Origin of the sequence: Paraburkholderia diazotrophica (assembly GCF_900108945.1) — a bacterium.
Lineage (GTDB): Bacteria > Pseudomonadota > Gammaproteobacteria > Burkholderiales > Burkholderiaceae > Paraburkholderia > Paraburkholderia diazotrophica.
Window position 1 is genome coordinate 1 of sequence record NZ_FNYE01000021.1, and the last position, 23,489, is coordinate 23,489.

The 23,489-nt window shown below is 62.5% G+C and carries 24 protein-coding genes; 12 read left to right on the top strand and 12 right to left on the bottom strand.

Features of this window, described 5'->3' with window-relative positions:
- The 4 genes from BMW76_RS24010 to acnA form a co-directional block, all read left to right on the top strand.
- Positions 1–759 (top strand): citrate/2-methylcitrate synthase (locus tag BMW76_RS24010; protein WP_281248546.1); only part of this gene is annotated, 759 nt, incomplete at its 5' end.
- Positions 760–860: 101 nt separating this feature from the next.
- Positions 861–1,352 carry a hypothetical protein gene (locus BMW76_RS24015; protein ID WP_090869703.1) on the top strand — a complete coding sequence of 164 codons (492 nt, stop codon included), beginning with the start codon at positions 861–863 and terminating at the stop codon, positions 1,350–1,352.
- Positions 1,353–1,380: 28 nt separating this feature from the next.
- Complete coding sequence (locus BMW76_RS24020; RefSeq protein WP_090869705.1) at positions 1,381–2,832, top strand: bifunctional 2-methylcitrate dehydratase/aconitate hydratase; 1,452 nt, start codon at positions 1,381–1,383, stop codon at positions 2,830–2,832.
- 49 nt (positions 2,833–2,881) lie between these two features.
- Entirely contained in the window at positions 2,882–5,599 is a 2,718-nt protein-coding gene (gene acnA, locus BMW76_RS24025) for an aconitate hydratase AcnA (RefSeq protein ID WP_090869706.1), read from the top strand.
- A gap of 162 nt (positions 5,600–5,761) precedes the next feature.
- On the opposite strand, the gene BMW76_RS24030 is transcribed toward acnA, so the two are convergent.
- The gene (locus tag BMW76_RS24030) at positions 5,762–6,685 is read right to left on the bottom strand and encodes an ATP-dependent Clp protease proteolytic subunit (RefSeq protein WP_090869708.1); all 924 of its coding nucleotides are present in this window, start codon (positions 6,683–6,685) and stop codon (positions 5,762–5,764) included.
- 217 nt (positions 6,686–6,902) lie between these two features.
- Here BMW76_RS24030 and BMW76_RS24035 point away from each other — a divergent pair, with 217 nt between their 5' ends.
- Positions 6,903–7,103 (top strand): DUF2905 domain-containing protein, encoded by a 201-nt coding sequence (locus BMW76_RS24035; RefSeq protein ID WP_090869710.1) that lies wholly within the window; start codon positions 6,903–6,905, stop codon positions 7,101–7,103.
- A gap of 7 nt (positions 7,104–7,110) precedes the next feature.
- Here the strand turns inward: BMW76_RS24035 and BMW76_RS40465 are convergent, their stop codons facing one another.
- On the bottom strand, positions 7,111–7,326 hold the full coding sequence (locus tag BMW76_RS40465; protein WP_143062302.1) for a hypothetical protein: 216 nt from the start codon (positions 7,324–7,326) through the stop codon (positions 7,111–7,113).
- Between BMW76_RS40465 and BMW76_RS24040 the strand changes: the two genes are divergently transcribed.
- Positions 7,315–7,788, top strand: coding sequence for a VOC family protein (locus tag BMW76_RS24040; protein ID WP_090869712.1), 474 nt, complete (start codon positions 7,315–7,317; stop codon positions 7,786–7,788). The genes BMW76_RS40465 and BMW76_RS24040 overlap by 12 nt on opposite strands.
- Before the next feature lie 99 nt (positions 7,789–7,887).
- Here the strand turns inward: BMW76_RS24040 and BMW76_RS24045 are convergent, their stop codons facing one another.
- From BMW76_RS24045 to BMW76_RS24065, 5 genes are all read right to left on the bottom strand, one after another.
- Complete coding sequence (locus tag BMW76_RS24045; RefSeq protein ID WP_090869714.1) at positions 7,888–8,466, bottom strand: lytic transglycosylase domain-containing protein; 579 nt, start codon at positions 8,464–8,466, stop codon at positions 7,888–7,890.
- Positions 8,466–9,245, bottom strand: coding sequence for a TadE family protein (locus tag BMW76_RS24050; RefSeq protein WP_090869916.1), 780 nt, complete (start codon positions 9,243–9,245; stop codon positions 8,466–8,468). The genes BMW76_RS24045 and BMW76_RS24050 overlap by 1 nt, the downstream gene beginning before the upstream one ends.
- Positions 9,245–9,595 (bottom strand): DUF192 domain-containing protein, encoded by a 351-nt coding sequence (locus tag BMW76_RS24055; protein ID WP_090869716.1) that lies wholly within the window; start codon positions 9,593–9,595, stop codon positions 9,245–9,247. The genes BMW76_RS24050 and BMW76_RS24055 overlap by 1 nt, the downstream gene beginning before the upstream one ends.
- Before the next feature lie 490 nt (positions 9,596–10,085).
- A complete protein-coding gene (locus BMW76_RS24060) occupies positions 10,086–10,457 on the bottom strand; it encodes an Hpt domain-containing protein (protein WP_090869718.1) in 372 nt (123 codons plus the stop codon).
- Positions 10,454–11,095 (bottom strand): response regulator transcription factor, encoded by a 642-nt coding sequence (locus BMW76_RS24065; protein ID WP_090869719.1) that lies wholly within the window; start codon positions 11,093–11,095, stop codon positions 10,454–10,456. The genes BMW76_RS24060 and BMW76_RS24065 overlap by 4 nt, the downstream gene beginning before the upstream one ends.
- Before the next feature lie 322 nt (positions 11,096–11,417).
- Here BMW76_RS24065 and BMW76_RS24070 point away from each other — a divergent pair, with 322 nt between their 5' ends.
- Genes BMW76_RS24070 through BMW76_RS24090 form a run of 5 tightly spaced genes read left to right on the top strand, consistent with a single transcriptional unit; the run spans position 11,418 to position 16,679 of the window.
- Positions 11,418–12,149 carry a TetR/AcrR family transcriptional regulator gene (locus tag BMW76_RS24070; RefSeq protein WP_090869721.1) on the top strand — a complete coding sequence of 244 codons (732 nt, stop codon included), beginning with the start codon at positions 11,418–11,420 and terminating at the stop codon, positions 12,147–12,149.
- Entirely contained in the window at positions 12,146–13,129 is a 984-nt protein-coding gene (locus tag BMW76_RS24075; protein WP_090869723.1) for an HlyD family secretion protein, read from the top strand. Before BMW76_RS24070 ends, BMW76_RS24075 begins: the two co-directional genes overlap by 4 nt.
- Positions 13,126–14,079, top strand: coding sequence for an ABC transporter ATP-binding protein (locus BMW76_RS24080; RefSeq protein WP_090869725.1), 954 nt, complete (start codon positions 13,126–13,128; stop codon positions 14,077–14,079). The genes BMW76_RS24075 and BMW76_RS24080 overlap by 4 nt, the downstream gene beginning before the upstream one ends.
- Positions 14,076–15,212, top strand: a complete 1,137-nt coding sequence (locus BMW76_RS24085; protein ID WP_090869727.1) for an ABC transporter permease — start codon at positions 14,076–14,078, stop codon at positions 15,210–15,212. The genes BMW76_RS24080 and BMW76_RS24085 overlap by 4 nt, the downstream gene beginning before the upstream one ends.
- 12 nt (positions 15,213–15,224) lie before the next feature.
- Positions 15,225–16,679, top strand: coding sequence for an efflux transporter outer membrane subunit (locus BMW76_RS24090; protein WP_090869729.1), 1,455 nt, complete (start codon positions 15,225–15,227; stop codon positions 16,677–16,679).
- A 45-nt stretch (positions 16,680–16,724) separates the two neighbouring features.
- Here the strand turns inward: BMW76_RS24090 and BMW76_RS24095 are convergent, their stop codons facing one another.
- From BMW76_RS24095 to BMW76_RS24115, 5 genes are all read right to left on the bottom strand, one after another.
- Positions 16,725–16,976 (bottom strand): GlsB/YeaQ/YmgE family stress response membrane protein, encoded by a 252-nt coding sequence (locus BMW76_RS24095; protein ID WP_090869731.1) that lies wholly within the window; start codon positions 16,974–16,976, stop codon positions 16,725–16,727.
- A 171-nt stretch (positions 16,977–17,147) separates the two neighbouring features.
- The gene (locus BMW76_RS24100; RefSeq protein WP_090869733.1) at positions 17,148–17,987 is read right to left on the bottom strand and encodes an ABC transporter permease; all 840 of its coding nucleotides are present in this window, start codon (positions 17,985–17,987) and stop codon (positions 17,148–17,150) included.
- Positions 17,988–18,003: 16 nt separating this feature from the next.
- Positions 18,004–19,266, bottom strand: coding sequence for an ABC transporter permease (locus BMW76_RS24105; RefSeq protein WP_090869918.1), 1,263 nt, complete (start codon positions 19,264–19,266; stop codon positions 18,004–18,006).
- Positions 19,267–19,358: 92 nt separating this feature from the next.
- Positions 19,359–20,417, bottom strand: a complete 1,059-nt coding sequence (locus BMW76_RS24110) for an ABC transporter substrate-binding protein (RefSeq protein ID WP_090869736.1) — start codon at positions 20,415–20,417, stop codon at positions 19,359–19,361.
- Positions 20,418–20,500: 83 nt separating this feature from the next.
- Positions 20,501–21,592 (bottom strand): ABC transporter ATP-binding protein, encoded by a 1,092-nt coding sequence (locus BMW76_RS24115; protein WP_090869920.1) that lies wholly within the window; start codon positions 21,590–21,592, stop codon positions 20,501–20,503.
- 150 nt (positions 21,593–21,742) lie between these two features.
- Between BMW76_RS24115 and pdxR the strand changes: the two genes are divergently transcribed.
- The gene (pdxR, locus tag BMW76_RS24120) at positions 21,743–23,299 is read left to right on the top strand and encodes a MocR-like pyridoxine biosynthesis transcription factor PdxR (RefSeq protein WP_090869738.1); all 1,557 of its coding nucleotides are present in this window, start codon (positions 21,743–21,745) and stop codon (positions 23,297–23,299) included.
- Positions 23,300–23,489 lie beyond the last annotated feature (190 nt).

Here is a 23,489-nt window from a genome sequence, read left to right on the forward strand (position 1 = left end):
CGGCTGATGGCCTCGCTCGGCTCGATGCTGCTGTACTGGTATCACTATTCGCACAACGGCAAGCGGATCGAAGTCGAAACCGACGACGATTCGATCGGCGGCCACTTCCTGCATCTGCTGCACGGCGTGGAGCCGTCGAAGTCGTGGGTCGACGCGATGCACGTGTCGCTGAACCTGTACGCGGAGCACGAATTCAACGCGTCGACGTTCACGGGCCGCGTGATCGCGGGCACGGGCTCGGACATCTATTCGGCCATCACGGGCGCGATCGGCGCGCTGCGCGGGCCGAAGCACGGCGGCGCCAATGAGGCCGCGTTCGAGATCCAGTCGCGCTACCAGACCCCGGATGAAGCGGAAGCGGACATTCGCCGCCGCGTCGACAACAAGGAAGTCGTGATCGGCTTCGGGCACCCCGTGTACACGATCTCCGATCCGCGCAACAAGGTGATCAAGGACGTGGCGAAGAAGCTGTCGAAGGAAGCGTCGAACATGAAGATGTTCGACATCGCCGAGCGGCTGGAATCTGTCATGTGGGACGTCAAGAAGATGTTCCCGAACCTCGACTGGTTCAGCGCGGTGTCGTATCACATGATGGGCGTGCCGACGGCGATGTTCACGCCGCTGTTCGTGATTTCGCGCACGTCCGGCTGGGCCGCGCACATCATCGAGCAGCGCATCGACAACAAGATCATCCGGCCGAGCGCGAACTACACGGGACCGGAGAATTTGAAATTCGTGGCGCTAAATAGGAGAAAATAGCGTCCGCTGTGCGCTCCGGGGGTGCGTGCAGCCCCCGGCGGTTGAGATGTTGCAGCCGCGCACTGTTTAAACTTTGAAATTCGATAGAAAGGTTCTCTCCCATGAAAAAACTGCTGATCGCTACCGTTATTGGCGCTCTGTCCTCGACGCTGCTGGTGACGGCGCCCAGCGCGTTCGCACAATCGACGACGACGCCTCACGCCAAGCCGAAGGCACCGGCGCCGAAGCGCCTGTTCAAGCGCAAGGCCAACCCTGCCAAGGAAGCGAAGGTCGACCCGGTGCCGGAAGGTGCGGAGAAGTGGTCGTGCAACGAGGGTCTGTCGTTCGACCTGAAGGGCGACATGAAGCGCGACCAGATCGTGACCGTCCACTGGGCCAACAAGAACTACAACCTGCCGCGTGAAAACACGACGACAGGCGCGGACCGATTCCACGACGCAGCAACCGGCATGGACCTCGTCGTGATCCCGACCAAGGCGATGCTGTTCTCGGACAAGGACAGCTCGCGCCTCGCCGACGAGTGCAAGACGGCGGCCATGGTGCAAGGCTCGCCGGCTCCGACGCAGTCGAACGCCATCAACAAGGCCCAGTAAGCGGGTCAAGGGTAATCAGGAAACCTCGATGTCCGCACCGATCTCCAACGTCCGCCCAAAACCGGACACAGTACTGGTCGATATTGTCGACTATGTGCTGAACGAAAAGCTCGAGAGCGATCTCGCGCTGGAGACCGCGCGCAACTGCCTCATCGATACGCTCGGCTGCGGACTCGAGGCCCTCTCCTACCCTGCCTGCACCAAGCTGATGGGACCGCTCGTGCCGGGCACGATCGTCCCGCACGGCGCGAAAGTGCCGGGCACGCAGTTCCAGCTGGACCCAGTACAGGCCGCGTTCAACATCGGCGCGATGATCCGCTGGCTCGACTTCAACGACACGTGGCTCGCGGCCGAATGGGGCCATCCGTCCGACAACCTCGGCGGCATTCTCGCGACGGCCGACTGGCTCTCGCGTACCGCGATCGCGAACGGCAAGAAGCCGCTCGTGATGAAAGACGTCCTGATCGCGATGATCAAGGCGCACGAAATTCAAGGCTGCATCGCGCTCGAAAACTCGTTCAACAAGGTCGGCCTCGACCATGTGCTGCTCGTGAAGCTCGCTTCGACGGTAGTGGTCGGCCAGTTGATGGGTCTCACGCGCGATGAGCTGATCAACGCAGTCTCGCAGGCGTTCGTCGATGGACATGCGCTGCGCACGTACCGCCATGCGCCGAACACGGGCTCGCGCAAGTCCTGGGCAGCAGGCGATGCGACGTCGCGCGCGGTGCGTCTCGCGCTGATCGCGAAGACGGGCGAAATGGGCTACCCGTCGGTGCTGACGGCAAAGACGTGGGGCTTCTACGACGTGCTGTTCAAGGGACAGCCGTTCAGGTTCCAGCGCCCGTATGGCTCGTATGTGATGGAGAACGTGCTCTTCAAGATTTCGTTCCCCGCCGAATTCCACGCGCAAACGGCCGCTGAAGCGGCGATGACGCTGCATGAGCAGATGATCGCGAGCGGCAAGCTTATCGAAGACATCGCGAAGATCACGATTCGCACGCACGAAGCGGCGATCCGCATCATCGACAAGAAAGGGCCGCTCGATAATCCGGCCGACCGCGATCACTGCATTCAGTACATGATCGCCGTGCCGCTCATTTTTGGGCACCTGACGGCCGCCGATTACGAAGACGCTGTCGCGCAGGACCCGCGCATCGATGCGCTGCGTAACAAGATGGAATGCGTCGAAGACCCTCAGTTCACGAAGGATTATCACGACCCGGATAAGCGCTCGATTGCGAATGCGCTGACGGTCGAGTTCAACGACGGATCGACGTTCGATGAAGTGGTCGTCGAATATCCGATCGGTCACAAGCGTCGCCGCGCCGAAGGCATCCCGCTGCTCGTCGAGAAGTTCAGGACGAACCTCGCGCGGCGCTTTCCGGCGAAGCAACAACAAGCGATCCTCGATGTGTCGCTGGACCAGGCAAAGTTAGAAGCGATGCCGGTCAATGAATACGTCGATCTGTACGTCATTTGAGTTCAGAAACGTAGCAACGTCATTTCCTCGAAACCCCAGGACAATTACCATGGCCCACAACCTCCACAAAACGCTCAAGGAATTCGACAGCGGTTCCGGCAAAGGCAAGTTCTATTCGCTGCCGCAGCTCGGTAAGGCACTGAACGTCAAGATCGACCGCCTGCCGGTTTCGATCCGCCTCGTGCTGGAATCGGTGCTGCGTAACTACGACGGCAAGAAGATCTCGGAAGAACACATCGAGCAGCTCGCGAACTGGAAGCCGACGGCTGCACGCGTCGACGAAATTCCGTTCGTCGTCGCGCGCGTCGTGCTGCAGGACTTCACGGGCGTGCCGCTGCTCGCCGACATCGCGGCTATGCGCGGCGTCGCGCAGCGCGCGGGCAAGAACCCGAAGTCGATCGAGCCGCTGGTTCCCGTGGATCTCGTCGTCGACCACTCGGTGCAGGTCGACCACTTCCGCGAGAAGGGCGCGCTGGACCTGAACATGAAGCTGGAATTCCAGCGCAACAACGAGCGCTACCAGTTCATGAAGTGGGGCATGCAGGCGTTCGACACGTTCAAGGTCGTGCCGCCGGGCGTCGGCATCGTTCACCAGGTGAACCTCGAATACCTCGCACGCGGCGTGCACAAGAAGGCTGACAACGGCGACGCCGTGTACTACCCGGATACGCTCGTCGGCACGGACAGCCACACGACGATGATCAACGGCATCGGCGTGGTCGGCTGGGGCGTGGGCGGTATCGAAGCGGAAGCAGGCATGCTCGGCCAGCCGGTGTACTTTCTGACGCCTGATGTCGTCGGCGTGCACCTGAAGGGCAAGCTGCGCGAAGGCGTGACGGCGACGGACCTCGTGCTGACCATCACCGAGCTGCTGCGCAAGGAAAAGGTTGTCGGCAAGTTCGTCGAGTTCTTTGGCGAAGGCACGCGCTCGCTGTCGCTGCCGGACCGCGCGACGATCGGCAACATGGCGCCGGAATACGGCGCGACGATGGGCTTCTTCCCCGTCGATGAAAAGACGATCGACTACTTCAAGGGCACGGGCCGCACGGACGCAGAAATCTCGGCGTTCGAAAACTACTTCAAGGCGCAGGAACTGTTCGGCATTCCCGACGCAGGCGACATCGACTACACGAAGGTCGTCACGCTCGATCTCGGCACGGTCGCGCCGTCGCTGGCCGGCCCGAAGCGTCCGCAAGACCGCATCGAGATCACCAACGTGAAGTCGACGTTCACCGACCTGTTCTCGAAGCCCGTCAACGAAAACGGCTTCGCGAAGAAGGCCGAAGACCTGAACGCGCAATACACGACGAGCAACGGCGTCAATGTGAAGAACGGCGACATCCTGATCGCCGCGATCACGTCATGCACGAACACGTCGAACCCGAGCGTGCTGCTGGCAGCCGGCCTGCTGGCGAAGAAGGCCGTCGAAGCCGGTCTGGAAGTCGCGCCGCACATCAAGACGTCGCTGGCTCCGGGATCGCGCATCGTCACCGAGTACCTGACGAAGACGGGCCTGCTGCCCTACCTCGACAAGCTCGGCTTCACGCTGGCTGCATACGGCTGCACGACCTGTATCGGCAACGCGGGCGATCTGACGCCGGAACTGAACGAGTCGATTACGAAGAACGACATCGTCGCGGCCGCCGTGCTGTCGGGCAACCGCAACTTCGAAGCGCGTATTCACCCGAACATCCGCGCGAACTTCCTGGCATCGCCGCCGCTGGTCGTTGCTTACGCGATCGCGGGCAACATCACGCGCGATCTGATGACCGAGCCGGTCGGCAAGGGCAAGGGCGGCAAGGACATCTACCTCGGCGATATCTGGCCGTCGAGCGAAGAAGTCAACGCGCTGCTGAAGTACGCGCTGGACGCCGACGCGTTCCGCACGAACTACTCGCAGCTCACGAAGAAGGGCGATCTGTGGAGCAAGATCGAAGGCGAAGAAGGCCAGGTCTACGACTGGCCGAAGTCGACGTACATCGCGGAGCCGCCGTTCTTCGGCTCGGACTTCTCGATGCAGCCGGCTTCAAGCATCGCTGCCGTGAAGGGCGCGCGCGCACTGGGCATCTTCGGTGACTCGGTCACGACCGACCACATCAGCCCGGCAGGCTCGATCAAGGAAGATTCGCCCGCAGGCAAGTGGCTGAAGGAGAACGGCGTGCAGAAGGCCGACTTCAACAGCTACGGCTCGCGCCGCGGCAACCACGACGTGATGATGCGCGGCACGTTCGCAAACGTCCGCATCAAGAACCTGATGATCCCGGCGAAGGCAGACGGCACGCGCGTCGAAGGCGGCCTGACGATTCACCAGCCGAGCGGCGAACAGCTGTCGATCTACGACGCAGCGATGAAGTACATCGACGCCGGCACGCCGACCATCGTGTTCGCGGGCGAAGAGTACGGCACGGGCTCGTCGCGCGACTGGGCGGCGAAAGGTACGCAACTGCTGGGCGTGAAGGCGGTTGTCGCGCGCAGCTTCGAGCGCATCCACCGTTCGAACCTGGTCGGCATGGGCGTTCTGCCGCTGCAGTTCAAGGGCTCGGATAGCATCCAGTCGCTGAACATCACGGGCGAAGAAACATACGACGTCGAAGGCCTCGGTGACGACTTCAAGCCGCAGCAGGAAGTCACGCTGGTGATCCATCGCAAGGACGGTTCGGAGCAGCGCGTCCCCGTTCTGCTGCGTATCGATACGCCGATCGAAGTCGACTACTACAAGCACGGTGGTATCCTGCCGTTCGTGCTGCGCTCGCTGCTCGCGGCGTAAGTCATCGCTTTGCAGGTGCTGCGTTCTCGTTGAGGACGCAGTGACTTTTGAGAGCCCGGTTATGCCGGGCTTTTTTTTCGTTTGTGCGGAGTGGGAAATGCGTGGGTCGGCCGATTTCGCCGAGAGCCGCGCATCGGCCTGGTTGTCGAGTCGACCGCCACATCATGACGAGCGCATCCGCTTTAGTTCATCGATACGCAGACGATAGCTGCGTAGCAGACAGGCTTTATCGCCACACACGTTGCGAGAATTGCGAAGCCATGCCCGTTGATCCGCTCGCAAGCGCGTCTTGTTAGCCGATTCTTTTATCTTTTGATGATAGAGCTCTGCCAATGTTTTATCGACGCTGGCAAGTTCCGCATCCCCGCAAACAAGCTGCGCCTGAACAGATATGAGCTTGCTGCAATCAAGGCTATGCATCAATGCTGCCTTCGTCTCGTGGCGGGTTTCCAGCAGCCCCGGCTTGCACAGCCCTTGCAGCGACTTGCAAGCGACGTTGCGTCCGACCCATGCCATGTCTTGTGCGCCATATTGCTTAACGAAACGATTGATGCCTGCGTGGCTTACTCCCCTTTGCATTGCGTTTGCCGCGATGATTTCGTTGCAAAGCGAGTCCTCGGCGTAGGTTCGCCCATCGCGCCGGTAGCAACTGTGAAAACCGAGCAGCGCAGTGCCGATCAGGCTTCGTCGTTCTCCTGAAGCGAACAGGATCGAAGCGCAAGCGGACGCGCATTTGGCCTTATCTGGAACCGTTGTATAGACGCGTATCTTGTCCATCGCATCGACAACGCGGAAAGCGGCCTCGACATTGCCCCCCGGGCTATTCAAAACAAAGACAACGAGTCCTTCTTCATCACGGTCAGCCATTTTGGCGACTGCGAGAAACTTCTCTGCATCACCTTCCTGAATCTTCCCTTCCCCGATAACCATCCTCAGCTCAAGTTGAGGTTGGTAATAGATCTTGAAGTCCATCCCGAGCGCAAGACCGGGAGACATAAGCGCAGTGAAACAAAGCCAGGAAAGCATTCGTTGAATCAAACCCGGCGCCGCTGTGTCCTTGAGCGTTGGGTGTCCGATGCTGCCCATACAGTTCTCCTCGGAATGTCACTGGCTGGCAAGCTCGCCCTACCGCACTATCCGCGAAAGTGACGACGAGCGGAGGTTGTCCGTGATCGTCCTCACGCGGGATCGCGAGACTGAATGGCCCGGACGTGCCGGTCGCTGCTGCCGGAAGCGTTCAGAGTACGCGTGACGGGCCAGAAGGCCTATGATGACTTCATCGGCCCCGGCAAACGACCGCCCCATGAACCGTATCCTGATCATTATCGGCGTGCTGTGCATTCTCGCCGGCCTCGGCTGGCGCTGGCTCGCGCGCATCCCGTTCGGCCGGCTGCCTGGCGACATTCACATCGTCCGTGACGGGCTCGACCTGCATTTCCCGATCGTCACATGCATCGTGATTTCGGTCGTGATATCCGTGCTGCTCTGGTTCTTGCGGCGTTGAGGGCGTGCTAGCCCGAGAGCAGCGGGAAGCGGAACGCGATCACGGATAGCCTCTCAACCGGGGTCATACCCGCATCGCCAGCGCTGACGAAAAAAGCGAAACACTTCTTCTCGGCCTGTCGAATTTGATAGTCTTCGTTCGTCGTCTCTAACGCAGCATGCAGCGTGCGGTTTTGCCTGCGCATCAAGCCAACACCGACAGGAGATTTGCCATGAAGATTCAAAAGATCACGCCGTTTCTCTGGTACTCCAACGAAGCCGAGGAGGCCGCTGCGTTCTATGCGGGTATCTTTCCGGACTCGCGCGTCATCCGGGTCACTGGGGTGCCGAGCGCCGGTTCCACGAAGGTCGTCGAGTTCGTACTCTTTGGACAGCCCTTCATCGCGATGAGCTCCGGGCAGCCCGAGCCGTTCAACCAATCGATATCCCTGCTGGTCAACTGTGACGATCAGGCAGAACTCGACCGCTATTGGGACGCCCTTCTCGAAGGCGGCGGCTCGCCCCAGGCGTGCGGCTGGCTGAAGGACCGCTACGGCATTTCGTGGCAGGTCGTGCCAAACGATCTCATCCCGATGATCGCAGACCCTGATCCCGTCAAGGCGAAGCGTGTTGCAGAGACCATGATGACGATGATCAAGTTCGATGTCGCCGCGTTGAAAGCCGCCTATGCAGGGACGGCGGGCTGACAAACAACAAAAGCCCTCTACATCGCGTGTGAAAGAGCGTCGGCCGGCTTTGCCCACTCCAGCCGACGCTCGTCGCACAGGTTTAGCCGCAAGCGCCGACTACCGCTGATAAAACGCCACCCGTCCCATCACCCGCTCGACATAGCGCCGCGTCTCCGCATACGGCGGAATCCCGCCGCCGAACTTCCGCACAGCCCCCTCGCCCGCGTTATACGCCGCAAGCGCCAGCGACACATCGCCGTACGTCGCAAGCAACGCATCGAGCAAACGCGCGCCCGCCAGAAGGTTCTGCCCAGGATCGAACAGATCGTCCGCACCCCGCTGTCTGCCTGTTTGCGGCATCAATTGCATCAAGCCCGTTGCCCCTTTCGGCGACACAGCAAATGGATTGCCACCCGACTCGACATCGATAACGGCCATCAGCAGCGCTCTGTCGACGCCCACACGCTTCGCAACATCATCGACGAGCGGCGTCCACGCCAGCACCTTCGACAACGCACCGCGCGCGCTCGTTGGCTCCGCATACGACGTATCGAGTTCGATCACCAGTGACTGCCCGGCCGCGTCGCCGCTTTTCAATCCGCCGATCACCATTTCGACACGTCCGGCCGCTCGCGCTTCGTCAGCGTCAGCCATCGCGATGTTCAACAGCAACGCGAGCAATATGACACGCGGCATCAACGCGCCGTCACCGTAGCCGCATCGTTGGCCGCGTCCGCGCGAAACGGCGATTGCATCCGCACGATCGCCTCGGACTCCAGCGCAATCGGCCAGCGCTGGCTCTGCCATCCATCGACAAGCGTAGTCCGGCACAAGCTGTCGGGCCGTCGCGGCGAACCATATGCATCGACGTTCGCATCAGCGGGCTCGCGCGAAAACAGGCCATTCGCCGCGACGTTGCCGATCACATTCGTCGCGTAGTACATGATCTTGTTGACCAGAGGCACGACCAGATCGAAGCAGTAGTGCACGCGCAGCTTTAGCAGATTCGCATCCTGCACATTCACATCCGATTCCGCGCCAGGAGAGGTATCGCGATACATCAGCGTGTCGTTCGGAATCTCTTCGTGCGCGGCGCCTTCGTCGGGATAGAAGCGCGTGCGCGCGAAGTCACGCGTCATCGCCGCAGTCGGGCTGATAATCGCAATCGACGACGCCTTCGTCACCGCGCTTCGTGCCGCAAGCATGGCCGACTGCACGCCCGACGCGTCAGCATGCCGCGCATACAACGGCGCGAGACCGCGAGCGAGACCCGCTTGCATCGCTCGCATCGATCCATGATTCACCGCGCCTTCGCGCGCCGCTTCGAGCACGGCGACATCGAGCGTCGACTTCGCCTGATACAGCAGCACGAACTGCACGGTCGCGAAACCGAAGAACAGCAGCAGCGGCGCGACGATCAGAAATTCCGTCATCGCCTGACCCGTCATGCGTCGCTTGTCCGCGTATTCATACATCACGGCAGCGCCCTCCATGCGAGTCTGTCGCCGATACCGATACCGCACACATGCGCTGCATCCGCGTTCATCTCCAGCACGCTGCGCGCGCGCCAGCAAAACAGCAGGCGCGCGCGTTGCACGTTCCGATGGATCGCCAGCACGCAATTGCGATCGTCGATAAAGACCACATCGATAGGAAAACGCATGCCGAACGTATGCACCGCATTGCACGGTTCGAGCCACAGCGCTTGCGCCGCATCGAGGCATGAGCGGCCGAGCAATCCACGCATGCGCTCGAACGCGTGTTCGGCCACGTCGAGCGCGATGCGCGTCGCCTCGCCGCGATGAATCAGGCGCGCGCGCTTCATAGCAAGCCCTCCTGCATGAACTTCATCGCGATCGGAAACCGAGGCATGATGAACGCGTTGCAGCGAGCAAGCACCGCGCAGCAGCCGGTCGATGGCGGACTGCTCGATGGGCTCGTCGATCAAATGAGAGCGCTAATGGCCGAACTCGACCGTTCCCGCGCGCGCTGGACATTCAGGCGATAAGCGGCGGTACCGACGGGCGACGCGACGCGCGCGACAAAGACGACCCGACCACAAAACGACCAGTGACTGAATGACAAAAGGCCCGCAGAATGCGGGCCTGAAACTCCGCGAATCACGGTGGAGACGATCAGAGAACCGTGTGCGGTCAGCGCGGCTGGTTCATGCAACCTCGGGGAAAGCTGCTCACCCGCGCTAATGACCAGTATAGAGCGGGATTTTGTCTGTGCAGGAGAAAATGCCTGTCTCTGTGCTAACAAGTATTTATTGCTGCACGCGGGATGATAGGCACAACGCGCCCACTCGCCCGTCATGCCTGCGACGTCAACAATCCGCTGAGCTGTTCGTTCAGATGATCGATCGCTTCCGCCACGAATGGAAGCAGCGCGACGATACTCAGCGCATCGCGCTCGAACGCCGCGCGCTCCAGACGGCGCGCCAGCGAGATCTCGCGGCGGCGTTGCAACATGCCCAGCGAACCGGCGAGACGATGGGCGGCGCGGCCCAGGTCGTCCCATGCTTCGCTATGGCGGGCCGCCATCATGAACACGAGCGTTGCGCGATTCGTCTCGATCAGCGCACACGTCACGTCGCGCGCAACGACGTGATCGCCTAGCGCGAGGGCATCGATTTGCGCGCGCAACGTGCAGTCGAATGCAGTGCACATCGGAAGCGGCGTCATTGCTGCGCGGCCGTGATGCCACAACGCCGCGCGAAATCGACCAGCTCGACGAGCGTCTCGACGCCCACCTTGTTCATCAGCCGGGTCTTGTGACTGCTGACCGTCTTGTTGCTGATGAAGAGCGCATCGCCGATCGACTTGTTGGACATGCCTTTGGCCAGCATCTGCAAGATCACGAGCTCCTTGTCGGACAGCATGTCGAGCTTGTCGGCTTCCGCAACGGCATGCGCGGCCCCGGAACCGTTCGCGCAAGGCACGACGGGAAACACGCTATAGCCCGACAACACCGCCTCCACGCTGCGCATGATTTCCTTTACGTCCTGCGATTTGCTGACGAAACCCTGCGCGCCTGCCCGCATCGCGCGAGTAACGAAAGTGGCGGCATCGTGACTCGACAGAATCAGCACGCGCATGCCGGGATGCGCGGTTTTCAGACGGGAAAGAACATCGAGGCCATTTATTCGCGGAATATCCAGATCGAGAATAGTGAGATCCGGCGAAAATTGACGCGCCATTTCCATTGCCGCCTGACCGTTGTCCGCTTCAAATACTTCCTGCGTACCGAGCAATTGCAATAGATGAGTCTTGATAACAAGGCGAAATGCAGGATGATCGTCCACGATTAATATAGAAGCCAACTCCCATTCTCCAGATATCTCTTTGATCGCGCGCTCGTCAATTTCGCGGACTCCTGACAAATCTCCGCACGCCTCTTTACGGGAAGATTCTAATTCATTATTGACGCATCGCGTCTGCGGAATATTCTGCATTCTTGATTGCGTATTCAATTCGAATGAATATCGAGAACGCCAATAAATACCGCGCGCATAAAAAACTAAATCAATCGGGCAAATTCTGGCTCCCGCGGATAAGCGCGCGCGCGTCGGGTCCGAGGCAGCGCGTCGCACTTCAGGTAAACCCGCTTGAATTTAACTAACTCGTCAATTAAGCTTGCGTCTCATGAACCCGAAACGTCCACCGGCCAAACCGCGCGGCCGGCGCCCCGTCGTCGAGAATTTCGACGTGCGCGAGCATCTGCTCGACACGGCCACGCGCCTTTTCTCCGAGCGGGGCATCGCGGCGACCACGGTCGCGCAGATCGCCACGGCCGCAGGCGTCACGTCCGCGCTCGTGCACTACTACTTCACGAATCGCGAAACGCTGCTCGATGCGATCGTCGAAGAACGGCTCGCGCCGTCCATCAGCTTCGTGTGGAGCGTCGCCGGCGACGAGTCGAACGCCGATCCGTTCGTGATGGTCGACGATCTCGTCACCCGTCTTTTCGACGTCACGCGCCGCATGCCGTGGCTGCCGCCGCTGTGGCTGCGCGAGGTCATCAACGAAGGCGGCATGCTGCGCGAGCGCATGCTCACGCGCGTTCCGTTCGACAACATCAAGCGCTTCGGCGCGCGCATCATGCAAGCGCAGCAGGCAGGCGACGTGAACGCCGAGCTCGACCCGCTGCTGATGTTCAACTCGATCCTCGCGCTCGTGATGCTGCCGCAAGCGGCCGCGAAGGTATGGCAAAGCATTCGCGGCTTCCCGCCGATCGAGCGCGAGACGTTGCAGCGGCACGCGACGGCGCTGCTGCTGGGCGGCATGCGTCCGCCCGCAACCACTGCCGACAAGGCGCCTAACGTCCGTACCGCGCGCAAGACCGCGCGGCGCGCCACCACGAGGTCCAGGTCATGATGCCGTCCCGTTCATCCGCGAGCACGCTGCGGCTATTCGTCGTGATCATCGCGTTCGTCGCATGCAGCGCGCTCGTTGCATGCTCGCATCGCAACGACAACACATGGCAAGGCTACGTCGAAGGCGAATTCGTGTATCTCGGCTCGTCGCAATCGGGCAAGCTGACGCAACTCGATGTGGCTCGCGGCGATGAGATCGCCGTGAATGCACCCGTCTTCGCGCTCGAATCCGTGGACGAAGCGGCCGCTCTGCAACAGGCGCAGCAACAGCTCGCCGCGGCCCGCGCGCAGCTCGCCGACATCCAGACGGGCAAGCGCCCGCCCGAAATCGACGTGACGAAAGCGCAGCTCGCGCAGGCCATTGCGAATGCGCGCAAGGCGACGCTGCAACTGACGCGCGACGAAGCGCAGTATCGCGTAGGCGGCGTTCCGAAGGGACAGCTCGACGATTCGCGCGCCGCCGCCGATGCCGCCAACGCCCAGGTCCGCGAGCTCACGCATGAAGTCGACGTCGCGCGTCTGCCTGGGCGTTCGCAGCAACTGGCCGCGCAGGCAGCGCAAGTCGACGCGGCGCAGGCCGCCGTCGCGCAGGCGCAATGGAAGCTCGACCAGAAGCGCGTGAACGCGCCCGCGCGAGGCCGTGTGTACGACACGCTGTATCGCGTCGGCGAATGGGTGCAGGCGGGCAGCCCCGTCGTGCAGATGCTGCCGCCGCAGAACGTGAAGGTGCGCTTCTTCGTGCCGGAGACGCTGGTCGGCTCGCTCCAGCCAGGCCGCGCGCTGGCTATTCATTGCGACGGCTGCGCGTCGGACGTGAACGCGAAGATCACCTATGTATCGAGTTCGTCCGAGTACACGCCACCCGTCATCTACAGCAACGAGAGCCGCGGGAAGCTCGTGTTCATGATCGAAGCGCGACCTTCCGTCGACGATGCGCCGCGCCTGCATCCCGGCCAGCCCGTTTCGGTGAGCTTGCGATGAATACGCAGAACGCAAGGCTCGCCATCGACGTGCACAACCTGAACAAGCACTTCGGCGACAGGCACGTCGTCAACGACGTGACGCTTCAGGTTGCGCGCGGCGAGATCTTCGGCTTTCTCGGGCCGAACGGCAGCGGCAAGACGACATCGATCCGCCTGATGTGCGGACTGCTCACGCCGGACTCCGGCAGCGGCACGTGTCTCGGCTACGACATCGTGCGCGAGAGCGCGCAGATCAAGCGCAACGTCGGCTACATGACGCAGCGCTTTTCGTACTGGGACGACATGACGATTCGCGAGAACCTCGATTTCGTCGCGCGCATCTATCAGATGAAGAACCGCAAGGAGAAAGTCGACCGCGCGCTCGAAACGCTCGGGCTGCAAACGCGCGCGGGCCAGATGACGGGTGCGCTGTCGGGCGGCTGGAAACAGCGGCTCGCGCTGGCCGCGTGCATGTTGCACGAGCCGAGGCTGCTGCTGCTCGACGAGCCGACGGCGGGCGTCGATCCGACCGCGCGCCGCGACTTCTGGGAAGAACTGCATCGACTCGCGGCGCAAGGCATATCGGTGCTCGTGAGCACGCACTACATGGACGAAGCGGAACGCTGCCACAAGCTCGCGTATATCGCGTACGGCAAGCTGCTCGCACAGGGCACCGCGCAGCAGGTGATCGAATCGCAGGCGCTCGCCACGTGGGCGATTCATGGCGAGCGCCTGACCGAGCTATCGGAACAGTTGCGCAACACGCCGGGCGTCGATCAGACCGTCGTGTTCGGCTCCGCGCTGCATGCGAGCGGCCACGATCACGCGGCGCTCGAAAAAGCCATCCGGCAGGCGACGTCCGGCATGTCCGTGCATATCGAGCCGATCGACACGGGCCTCGAAGACGTGTTCATCTACATGATGAGCCGCTCGACTGACAACTACGCACACCCGGGCAAGCCATCGTGAACCGCTTCTTTTCCGTCACGCGCTGGTGGGGCATCGTGCTGAAGGAATTCATCCAGTTGAGGCGCGATCGCATCACGTTTGGCATGATCGTCGGCTTGCCGATTCTTCAGCTTGCATTGTTCGGCTTCGCGATCAACACCGACCCGAAGCATCTGCGCACGGCCGTCATCGTCAGCGACGACAGCCCGTTCTCGCGCAGCTTCGTCGCGGCGATGCAGAACTCCGACTACTTCGACATCGTCGAGACGCTGCCTAACGATGCAGCCGGACGGCATGCGCTCGCGCAAGGCAATGTGCAGTTCGTCGTGTCGATACCCGTCGATTTTTCGCGGCGGCTGTTGCGTGGAGAGCGGCCCGCGCTGCTGGTCGAAGCCGACGCAACCGATCCGACGGCAACGCAAGCGCCCCTCGCCGCGCTGCCCGGTCTCGTGCAATCGGTCGCGGACAAGGACATCACGGGACCGCTTGTGCATCTGAACGGCGCGCCCGCCGCGTTCGACGTGCAGATCCACAAGCTGTACAACCCCGAAGGCATCACGCAATACAACGTCGTGCCAGGGCTGATGGGCACGATCCTCACACTGACGATGGTCATGATGACGGGCCTCGCGATGACGCGCGAACGCGAGCGCGGCACGATGGAAAATCTGCTTGCGACACCCGTTCTGCCGCTCGAAGTGATAGCGGGCAAGCTGGTGCCGTACATCGCAATCGGACTCGTGCAGTCGTCGATCATCCTCGCGGCGGCGCGCTACGTGTTTCATGTGCCGTTCGTCGGCAGCCTGATTGCGCTCTACGTGGCAGCGCTGCTTTTCATCGCGGCGAACCTCACGGTCGGCATCACGCTATCGTCGATTGCGCAAAACCAGTTGCAGGCGATGCAGCTCACCGTCTTCTATTTTCTGCCGAGCCTGCTGCTGTCGGGCTTCATGTTTCCGTTCGCGGGCATGCCCGTGTGGGCGCAATGGATCGGCAATCTGCTGCCCCTCACGTACTTCAATCGCCTCGTGCGCGGCATTCTTCTGAAGGGCAACGGCTGGGTGGACCTGTGGCCTTCCGTGTGGCCCGTCGCGATCTTCACGGTCATCGTGCTGGCGATTGCAGTGCGCTTCTACCGGCGCACGCTCGACTAGGAGGACTCGATCATGAAACGCTGCGTCCTCATCGCCGCGCTGCTGCTGTGCGGTTGCGCCGTCGGTCCGGACTTTCATGCGCCGTCCGCGCCCGACGCGCAGACTTATACGCGCGAAACGCTAGCTGCGTCGACGCAGGCAGCAGGTGCGACGCAAACGCTCGTCGCCGCCGATCACGCGTTGCCGACATGGTGGACGCAATTTCATTCCGACGCGCTCAACCGTCTCGTCGATACGGCACTACAGCGAAGCCCGACGCTCGACGAAGCGCGCGCGAAGCTCGTCGAAGCGCGTGAAAACTATGTCGCGCAAGCGGGCGCGACGCAGTTTCCCTCGATCGACGCGAAGCTTTCCGGCGCGCGCCAGAAGGTCGACCCCGCTGCGTTCGGCATTCCGAACGTGCCGAATCCCGGGCCGTTCACGCTGTTCAGTGCGTCGGTGAGCGTGTCGTATGTGCTCGATGTTTTCGGCGGCAACCGGCGCGCACTCGAAGCACTGCTCGCGCAGGTCGACTATCAGACCTATGAACTCGATGCCGCGCGTCTGACGCTCGCGGGCAATGTCGTATCGACGGCGATCCGGCGCGCGTCGCTGCAACAGCAGCTCGCGCTGACGGAGCAACTCGCCGATGCACAGGCGCAGCAGCTGAAGATTATCGAAGGACGTTATGCGGCGGGCGGCGTAGCGGAGCTCGATGTGCGCACGCAGCGCACGCTGCTCGCACAGACGCGCGCACAGCTTGCGCCGCTCGCGACGCAACGCGCGCAGGCCGATCATCAACTGGCGATTCTGCTCGGCGTGGCGCCGTCGAACGCTGATTTCGACGACATCACGCTCGATGCGCTGCATTTGCCCGATACCGTGCCCGTCACGCTGCCGTCGACGCTCGCGCGCGAACGCCCCGATATCCGCGCATCGGAAGCGCTGCTGCATCAGGCGAGCGCGAACGTCGGCGTTGCGACGGCGAATCTTTATCCGCAATTCGTGGTGTCGGCGGGTGCGGGTTCCGAGCGCACGCGCATCGAGGATATCGTCAACGGCATGAATATCTGGAACATCGGCCTGAGTCTGACGCAGCCGATCTTTCACGGCGGCGAACTGCACGCGAAGAAGCGCGCGGCGCAGGCCGCTTACGATGCGGCTTTCGCATCGTACCGGCAGACCGTGCTGCAGGCGCTGCAACAGGTCGCCGATACGCTGCATGCATTGAACGACGATGCGCACGAACTGCAGGCGCGCGACGACGCGGCATCGGAGGCGCAAGCGAGTGTGAAGATCGCGCAGGCGCGGTATGCGGCGGGTGGTGTCAGCCAGTTCGGCCTGATCGATACGCAACGGCAGGCGTTGCAGACAGCGATCGACCGGACGCGAGCACAGGGCGATCGTCTTGCGGATACGGCGGCGCTGTTTCAGGCGTTGGGTGGCGTGACGCCCGTGGCGCCTGCGGATCAGGCGGCGAGGCGGTGACGCGGAGCGCAGACCGCTATCGCGTACACCACCCACGCCGCGCCGTCATCGTCGCTTGATAAGGCGAATGACGAACAGCAGGATAACCGCGCCGACAAACGCCGTGGCAATCGAGCCGATCCATCCGTTGCCCAGTGAGATGTGCAGCACGCCCGACAGCCAGCCGCCGATAAACGCCCCCGCAATCCCCACGACGATATCGATCAGGACGCCGAAGCCGCCGCCATCCACGAGCACGCTGGCAAGCCAGCCCGCCACGCAGCCGATGACCAACCACGCAATGATTCCGTGTTCCATAGTGTTCCCAGGTTTGTACTGCCGTTATTGGAACGAGTCCACGACGATGCCGTAACCCGCTTTCGTTGACGCCACTCATGGGGTCAGCGTGGGTTGTACAGCAGCGATCAACCTGGGTTGTGAACGTTTGTCAAAGCGTGGGGTGATGGGAGCGGATGGCGGCAAGCAAACCTACACCGCCACCGCCCGCGCCGCATTCCTGCCGCGCAGCCATTCGAGCGCCAGCAGCAGACAAGTGGAAAACACAATGAGGATCGTTGCGAGCGCTGCGATCGTCGGGCTGATGTTCTCGCGAATGCCTGTGAACATCTGACGCGGCAGCGTCGTCTGATCGGCGCCCGCGAGGAACAGCGTGACGACCACTTCATCAAACGACGTCGCGAACGCGAACAGCGCGCCCGAGATCACGCCCGGCGCAATGACGGGCAACGTGATGTTGAAGAAGGTCTTCACGGGGCTCGCGCCGAGCGACAGGCTCGCGCGCACGAGGTTGTAGTTGAAGCCCTGCAACGTCGCGGCCACCGTCGTCACGACGAACGGCACGCCCAGCGAAGCATGCGCCATGATCAGCCCGATATACGTATTGGCCAGCCCCAGCGGCGCAAAGAACAGGTACATGCCGACGCCGACCACCACCACGGGCACGATCATCGGCGAGATCAGCACCGCCATCAGCAGCGCCTTGCCCTTGAAATTCGCCTTGGTGAGCCCGATCGCCGCGAGCGTGCCGAGCACCGTGGCGAGCACCGTCGCGGACGGCGCGACGATAAAGCTGTTCTTCGCGGCCATCCGCCATTCGTCGGAAGCGATCAGGTTCTGATACCAGCGCAGCGACCAGCCCGGAATCGGATAGACAAGGAACGTGCTCGACGAAAACGACAGCGGCACGATCGCGAGCACGGGCAGGATCAGATACAGCAGCGTCAGCACGGCAAGCCCGCGCAGCGTGAAGTACCACACGCGCTCGATCATCGACGTGTGCGGCGCGAACATCGGTTTGGCCAGTTTCATCGCATGCTCCTTGCCGTCAGCCGAGGCTCACTTGCGAACGCGTGAAGCGTCCATAGATCACATACAGCACGAGCGTCGCCGCGAGCAGCAGACCGCCGAGCGCGCACGCCATGCCCCAGTTGATCGTCACGTTCGTGAAGTACGCGACGTAGTAGCTGACCATCTGGTCGTTCGGTCCGCCGAGCAGCGCCGGCGTGATGTAGTAGCCGATCGCGAGGATGAACACGAGCAGCGCGCCCGCGCCGACGCCCGGATACGTCTGCGGCACGTACACGCGCCAGAACGCCGCGAACGGATGCGAGCCGAGCGAGATCGCCGCGCGCTGATAGCTCGGCGGAATCGACTTCATCACGCTGTAGAGCGGCAGGATCATGAACGGCAAGAGGATGTGCGTCATCGAGATATAGACGCCGACGCGGTTGAACAGCAGCGCCAAAGGATCGTGTATCAGCCCCGCGCCGAGCAGCGCCTTGTTGACGAGCCCTTCGCTTTGGAGAATCACGATCCACGCGGCGACGCGCACGAGAATCGATGTCCAGAACGGAATCAGCACGAGGATCATCACGAGATTCGCGCGCCGTTCATTGAGCGTCGAGATCCAGTATGCAAGCGGATAGCCAAGCAACAGCGCGAACACGGTGACGGCAAAGCCGATCACAAACGTGCGGCTGAACACGGCGAGATAGATCTGTTGCTCGGGGTCGGTCGGAATGATGTGGCCGAACGCGTCCTGCTTGTGATCGAGCGCAGCGAGCAGATAGAACGGCGAATACGTGCCGCCGTTCTTCGCGATTGCCTGCCAGTACTTCACGTCGCCCCAGCGCTCATCCGTTTCGAGAATCTTCGCCTTGATCTGAGCAGGCGGCAGCGCGTGGCCGGCATCGTCGTTCAGCGGCATCGCTCGCGCCGTCTTCGCGACGAGCGAACGATAACCGGGGATCTCCGTGTTCAGACGGCGCGCCAGTGCGCCCATTGCTTCGCCGTCGGCGATGGCCGTCAGATCGGTGGCGAGCGCGGCATATGCCGCATCGGTGGGCGCGGACTTGCGGTCCCAGTCGCGCAGCACCGTCACGGTATGCGGCAGCGCCGTCGCGATCTCCGGGTTCTGCACGGCGCGCGTGAGCAGCGCGCCGATCGGCACGACGAAGATCATCAGCAGAAAAATCGCGAGCGGCGCGATCAGCAGCAGCGCCATCGCGCGCTTCTTCGCTTCCGCGGCCTTCAGCTCGCGCTTGAGTTTGTTCGACGACTCGGGGGCCGAGTCGGCGGCGATCGTCATCGTCGTCACACGTTTCTCCATGTCTGACGTCACTTCAGTACCGCGGCGATGCGGCCGCTTTCAACAGAAGCCGCACCGCATTCTCCCGTTGCTTACTTCGACGCCCACGACGCGAAGCGTTGCTCCAGCTCGTCGCCGTGATCGGTCCAGAACGTGAGGTTTTGCAGCACCGCGTTCTTGCCGTTGGTCGGCGAGTTCGGCAGATTCGAGAGCGTCTTCGCATCGAGTGACTTGATGGCCGATTCGTTCACCGGGCCGTACGCGATGTGCTTCGCGTATTCCTGCTGCGGCTTCGACGAGATCGTGTACGCGATGTACTTCTCGGCCAGCGCCTTGTTCGGCGTGCCCTTCGGCATTGCCCAGTAGTCGAGGTCGTAGATGCTGCCGTTCCACACGACCTTCAGGTTCTTGCCTTCCTTCTGCGCGGCATCGATACGGCCGTTATAGGCCGTCGACATCACGACGTCGCCCGCCACGAGGAATTGCGGCGGCTGCGCGCCCGCTTCCCACCACTGGATATTCGGCTTCAGTTCGTCGAGCTTCTTGAATGCGCGGTCCTGGCCTTCCTTCGTCCCGAGCACCTTGTAGACGTCCTTCGGTGCGACGCCGTCGGCCATCAGCGCGAACTCGAGGTTGTAGCGCGCGCCCTTGCGCATGCCGCGCTTGCCCGGGAATTTCTTCGTGTCCCAGAAGTCGGCCCAGCTTGCCGGCGCCGTCTTCAGCTTGTCGGCGTTGTACGCCATCGCCGTCGACCACACGAAGATGCCGACGCCGCACGTCTGCGGTGCCTCGGGAATCAGATCCGACTTCTTGCCGAGCTTCGACCAGTCGAGCTTTTCATACAGGCCTTCGTCACAGCCGCGGCCCAGGTCGCCCGATTCCACTTCGACGACATCCCAGTTCACGTGCTTCGCCTCGACCATCGCCTTCACCTTGGCCTGCTCGCCGTTGTACTCGACGGCCGTCACCTTCGTGCCGTTTTGCGCTTCGAACGGCTGGTTGAAGGCCGCCTTCTGCGCATCGCCGTTCGCGCCGCCGAAGTTCACGACCGTCAGTTCCGCCGCGTTCGCCTGATTCATCGCCGCCGCGCCGAGTGCGAGGACGAATGCGCCGACAGGCACGGCACAGCGCGATTGCACGATCTTCTTCATGGTGGTTCCTCTTCCGTGTGTGATGGTGTGATGAGTGTTGCTTACGACGTGGACGTTCTTCTCTTTCTCGTCAATGCTGATGCTCACGCGAATACGCGCAGATGCTCCGGCGCGAATTCGAGCGCAACGGGCACGCCTGGCGCGAAGCCTTCGAGCGCTTCCGTGCCGAGCGGCACCTTCACGAAGCACTCGTCCTGTTCCGGCAGACGGCAGCGCATGCGCACGTGGTCGCCGAAATAGATGAGGCCGCGCGCTTCGCCTGCCACTGCATTCGCGCCCGCCTTCGACGCGCCCGCCGCGAGCTTCATCCGCTCGGGCCGGATGCACGCGATGCCTTGCGCGCCCGCTTTCGCGCCACCGATATTGCGCCCGACGAGCCGCGTGCCGTCGATCAGGTGAAACTCGCAGTAGTCGCCGTCGACATTCGCAACCGTGCCGCGCAGGCGGTTGCTGTCGCCGATGAAGTTCGCGACGAACTCGTTGCACGGCGATTCGTAGAGGCGGTCGACGGTATCGAGCTGTTGCACGATGCCCTTGTCGAACACGGCGACGCGATCGGACATCGTCAATGCTTCGCCCTGATCGTGCGTCACGTAGACGAACGTGACACCGAGCTTTTCGTGCAGCGACTTGAGTTCGATTTGCATGTGCTCGCGCAACTGTTTGTCGAGCGCGCCGAGCGGCTCGTCCATCAGCACGAGCTTCGGCTCGAAGACGAGCGCGCGGGCCAGCGCGATGCGCTGCTGCTGGCCGCCCGACAGTTGCGCCGGATAACGCTTCGCGAAGCCCTCCATGCGCACCATCTTCAACGCGTTGTTGACCTTGTGCGCGCGTTCGTCGGCGGCCAGCTTGCGCACGGTCAGCGGATACGCGACGTTCTGCTCGACGGTCAGATGCGGAAACAGCGCGTAGTTCTGAAACACCATGCCGATGTTGCGCTTGTGCGGCGGCACGTTGTTGAGCAACTGGCCGTCGAGCCAGATCTCGCCGCCCGTCGGAAACTCGAAGCCCGCGAGCATCATCAGGCAGGTCGTCTTGCCGGAGCCGGACGGCCCGAGCAGCGTGAGGAATTCGCCCTGATAGATGTCGAGATCGAGTTGCTTGACGACGAGCGTCTCGCCGTCATAGGTCTTGCGCACACCCCGAAAGCTGACGATTACGTCTTCGGTTCTCATCGTGTCCGTCTCCATGGCCTGCCGCCGCATGTACGGGTTTCTACCCAGATGGTTCTACTCATCGCGCAGAATCGCATCGATTGCGTGATCCACTATAGCCGCTTACGGTTCTACAATAGGGAACCATTTCATAATTCCGGATAGAACCACTTGGACACTGTGATCCTGTCGGACTGGCTCGCCGCGCGGCTCGACCGGACAGCCGCCGAACCCGTCTACCGGCAAGTGCTCGGGCTGATGCAGCAGGCCATTCTGACGGGCCAGTTGCCGCCCGGCGCGAAGCTGCCCAGCTCGCGCACGCTCGCCGGCGATCTGGGCATCGCGCGCAACACGGTGCTGCACGTCTACGACCAGCTCACGGCCGAAGGCTATGTGATCTCGACGACGGGCAGCGGCACCTATGTCGCCGACACGCGTCCGGATACGACCGCCGTCAACGCGCGCAAGGCGCCACGCGCAGCAAGTGGCCCCGTCGGCGTCGTCGCGGGCACGGAGCCAGCGCAATCCGGCGCGCCGGAGCGCGGCGGCCTGTCGATGCGTGGCTCGCGGCTCATCAGCAAGGCGGGCGTGTCGGCGAGGCAATGGGGCGCGTTCATGCCGGGCGTGCCGGATGTCTCCGAATTCCCCGCGCGCACTTGGAGCCGCCTGCAGTCGAAGCTGTGGAAGCAGGCGAACCCCGATCTGCTGACGTACGCGCCGGGCGGCGGCTATCGTCCGCTGCGGCGGGCGTTGTCGGATTATCTGCGGGTCGCGCGATCGGCGAAGTGCACGCCTGACCAGATCATCATCACGACGGGCATCCATCAATCGATCGATCTCGCCGTGCGATTGCTGACCGACGTCGGCGATCGCGCGTGGGTCGAGGAACCGTGCTATTGGGGCGCGCGCAGCGTGCTGCAAGCGTCGGGGCTGACGCTCGTGCCCGTGCCCGTCGACGACGAAGGGCTCAATCCGAGCGAACAGGATCTGAAGTCGCCGCCGCGCATCGCGCTCGTTACGCCGTCGCATCAGTATCCGCTCGGCATGGTGATGAGCCTCGCGCGCCGCCGCACGCTGCTCGAATACGCGCGCCAGCACGGCGTGTGGATCATCGAGGACGATTACGACAGCGAGTTCCGCTATGGCAGTCGGCCGCTCGCGTCGCTGCAAGGGCTCGACGACGCGGGCCAGGTGATCTACGTCGGCAGTCTGGGGAAGATGCTGTTTCCGGGCTTGCGGATCGGCTACATGATCGCGCCGGAACATCTCGTCGACAGGTTTCGCACGGGCCTCGCCGAGCTGTATCGCGAAGGACAGCTGATGCAGCAGGCCGTGCTGACCGAGTTCATCATGGACGGCTATCTGACGTCGCACGTGCGCCGCATGCGGGCGCTGTACGGAGAGCGCCGCCAGATCCTGATCGATGCGATCACTGCGCGCTTCGGCGACACGCTGCCCGTGATGGGCGACGAGGCGGGGCTGCATCTGGTGCTCGGCCTGCCCGATCATGCGGACGACCGCGAAGTGACAGCGGCTTCCTACGACGCCGGCGTGATCGTGCGGCCGCTCGCGTCGTATTACAACAGCGAGACGCCCGAGCGACGCGGTCTGCTGCTCGGCTATGCGTGCGTGCCGAACGACCGCATCGGCCCCGCATTCGATACGCTCGCGCGCGTGATCGAGCAGACGGCGTTGAAGACATCAGCAGTGCCGACGCGCGCCGCCTGAGGTGAGGCTGGGGGGTGCGCGGTGGTTTGTGCGGGTGCTTCGTGTGCTTCGTGCGCTTCGTGTGCTTCGTGTGCTTCGTGTGCTTCGTGTGCTTCGTGTGCTTCGTGTGCTTCGCGTGCTTCACGCGCGCAAATGTGCGTATGCGAGCACGCTGCTAACCGCCGCCCGCATGCTCGCGAAGCGCCGCCGG

Coding starts and splice junctions, on each gene's coding strand:
- BMW76_RS24110 (WP_090869736.1), bottom strand. CDS start 20,417: ATGAAGAAGATCGTGCAATCGCGCTGTGCCGTGCCTGTCGGCGCATTC.
- BMW76_RS24050 (WP_090869916.1), bottom strand. CDS start 9,245: ATGTATGAATACGCGGACAAGCGACGCATGACGGGTCAGGCGATGACG.
- BMW76_RS24060 (WP_090869718.1), bottom strand. CDS start 10,457: ATGACGCCGCTTCCGATGTGCACTGCATTCGACTGCACGTTGCGCGCG.
- BMW76_RS24015 (WP_090869703.1), top strand. CDS start 861: ATGAAAAAACTGCTGATCGCTACCGTTATTGGCGCTCTGTCCTCGACG.
- BMW76_RS24080 (WP_090869725.1), top strand. CDS start 13,126: ATGAATACGCAGAACGCAAGGCTCGCCATCGACGTGCACAACCTGAAC.
- BMW76_RS24035 (WP_090869710.1), top strand. CDS start 6,903: ATGAACCGTATCCTGATCATTATCGGCGTGCTGTGCATTCTCGCCGGC.
- BMW76_RS24040 (WP_090869712.1), top strand. CDS start 7,315: ATGAAGATTCAAAAGATCACGCCGTTTCTCTGGTACTCCAACGAAGCC.
- BMW76_RS24020 (WP_090869705.1), top strand. CDS start 1,381: ATGTCCGCACCGATCTCCAACGTCCGCCCAAAACCGGACACAGTACTG.
- BMW76_RS24105 (WP_090869918.1), bottom strand. CDS start 19,266: ATGACGATCGCCGCCGACTCGGCCCCCGAGTCGTCGAACAAACTCAAG.
- BMW76_RS24075 (WP_090869723.1), top strand. CDS start 12,146: ATGATGCCGTCCCGTTCATCCGCGAGCACGCTGCGGCTATTCGTCGTG.
- BMW76_RS24030 (WP_090869708.1), bottom strand. CDS start 6,685: ATGGGCAGCATCGGACACCCAACGCTCAAGGACACAGCGGCGCCGGGT.
- BMW76_RS24100 (WP_090869733.1), bottom strand. CDS start 17,987: ATGAAACTGGCCAAACCGATGTTCGCGCCGCACACGTCGATGATCGAG.
- BMW76_RS24115 (WP_090869920.1), bottom strand. CDS start 21,592: ATGAGAACCGAAGACGTAATCGTCAGCTTTCGGGGTGTGCGCAAGACC.
- acnA (WP_090869706.1), top strand. CDS start 2,882: ATGGCCCACAACCTCCACAAAACGCTCAAGGAATTCGACAGCGGTTCC.
- BMW76_RS24045 (WP_090869714.1), bottom strand. CDS start 8,466: ATGCCGCGTGTCATATTGCTCGCGTTGCTGTTGAACATCGCGATGGCT.
- BMW76_RS24090 (WP_090869729.1), top strand. CDS start 15,225: ATGAAACGCTGCGTCCTCATCGCCGCGCTGCTGCTGTGCGGTTGCGCC.
- BMW76_RS24070 (WP_090869721.1), top strand. CDS start 11,418: ATGAACCCGAAACGTCCACCGGCCAAACCGCGCGGCCGGCGCCCCGTC.
- BMW76_RS24095 (WP_090869731.1), bottom strand. CDS start 16,976: ATGGAACACGGAATCATTGCGTGGTTGGTCATCGGCTGCGTGGCGGGC.
- BMW76_RS24055 (WP_090869716.1), bottom strand. CDS start 9,595: ATGAAGCGCGCGCGCCTGATTCATCGCGGCGAGGCGACGCGCATCGCG.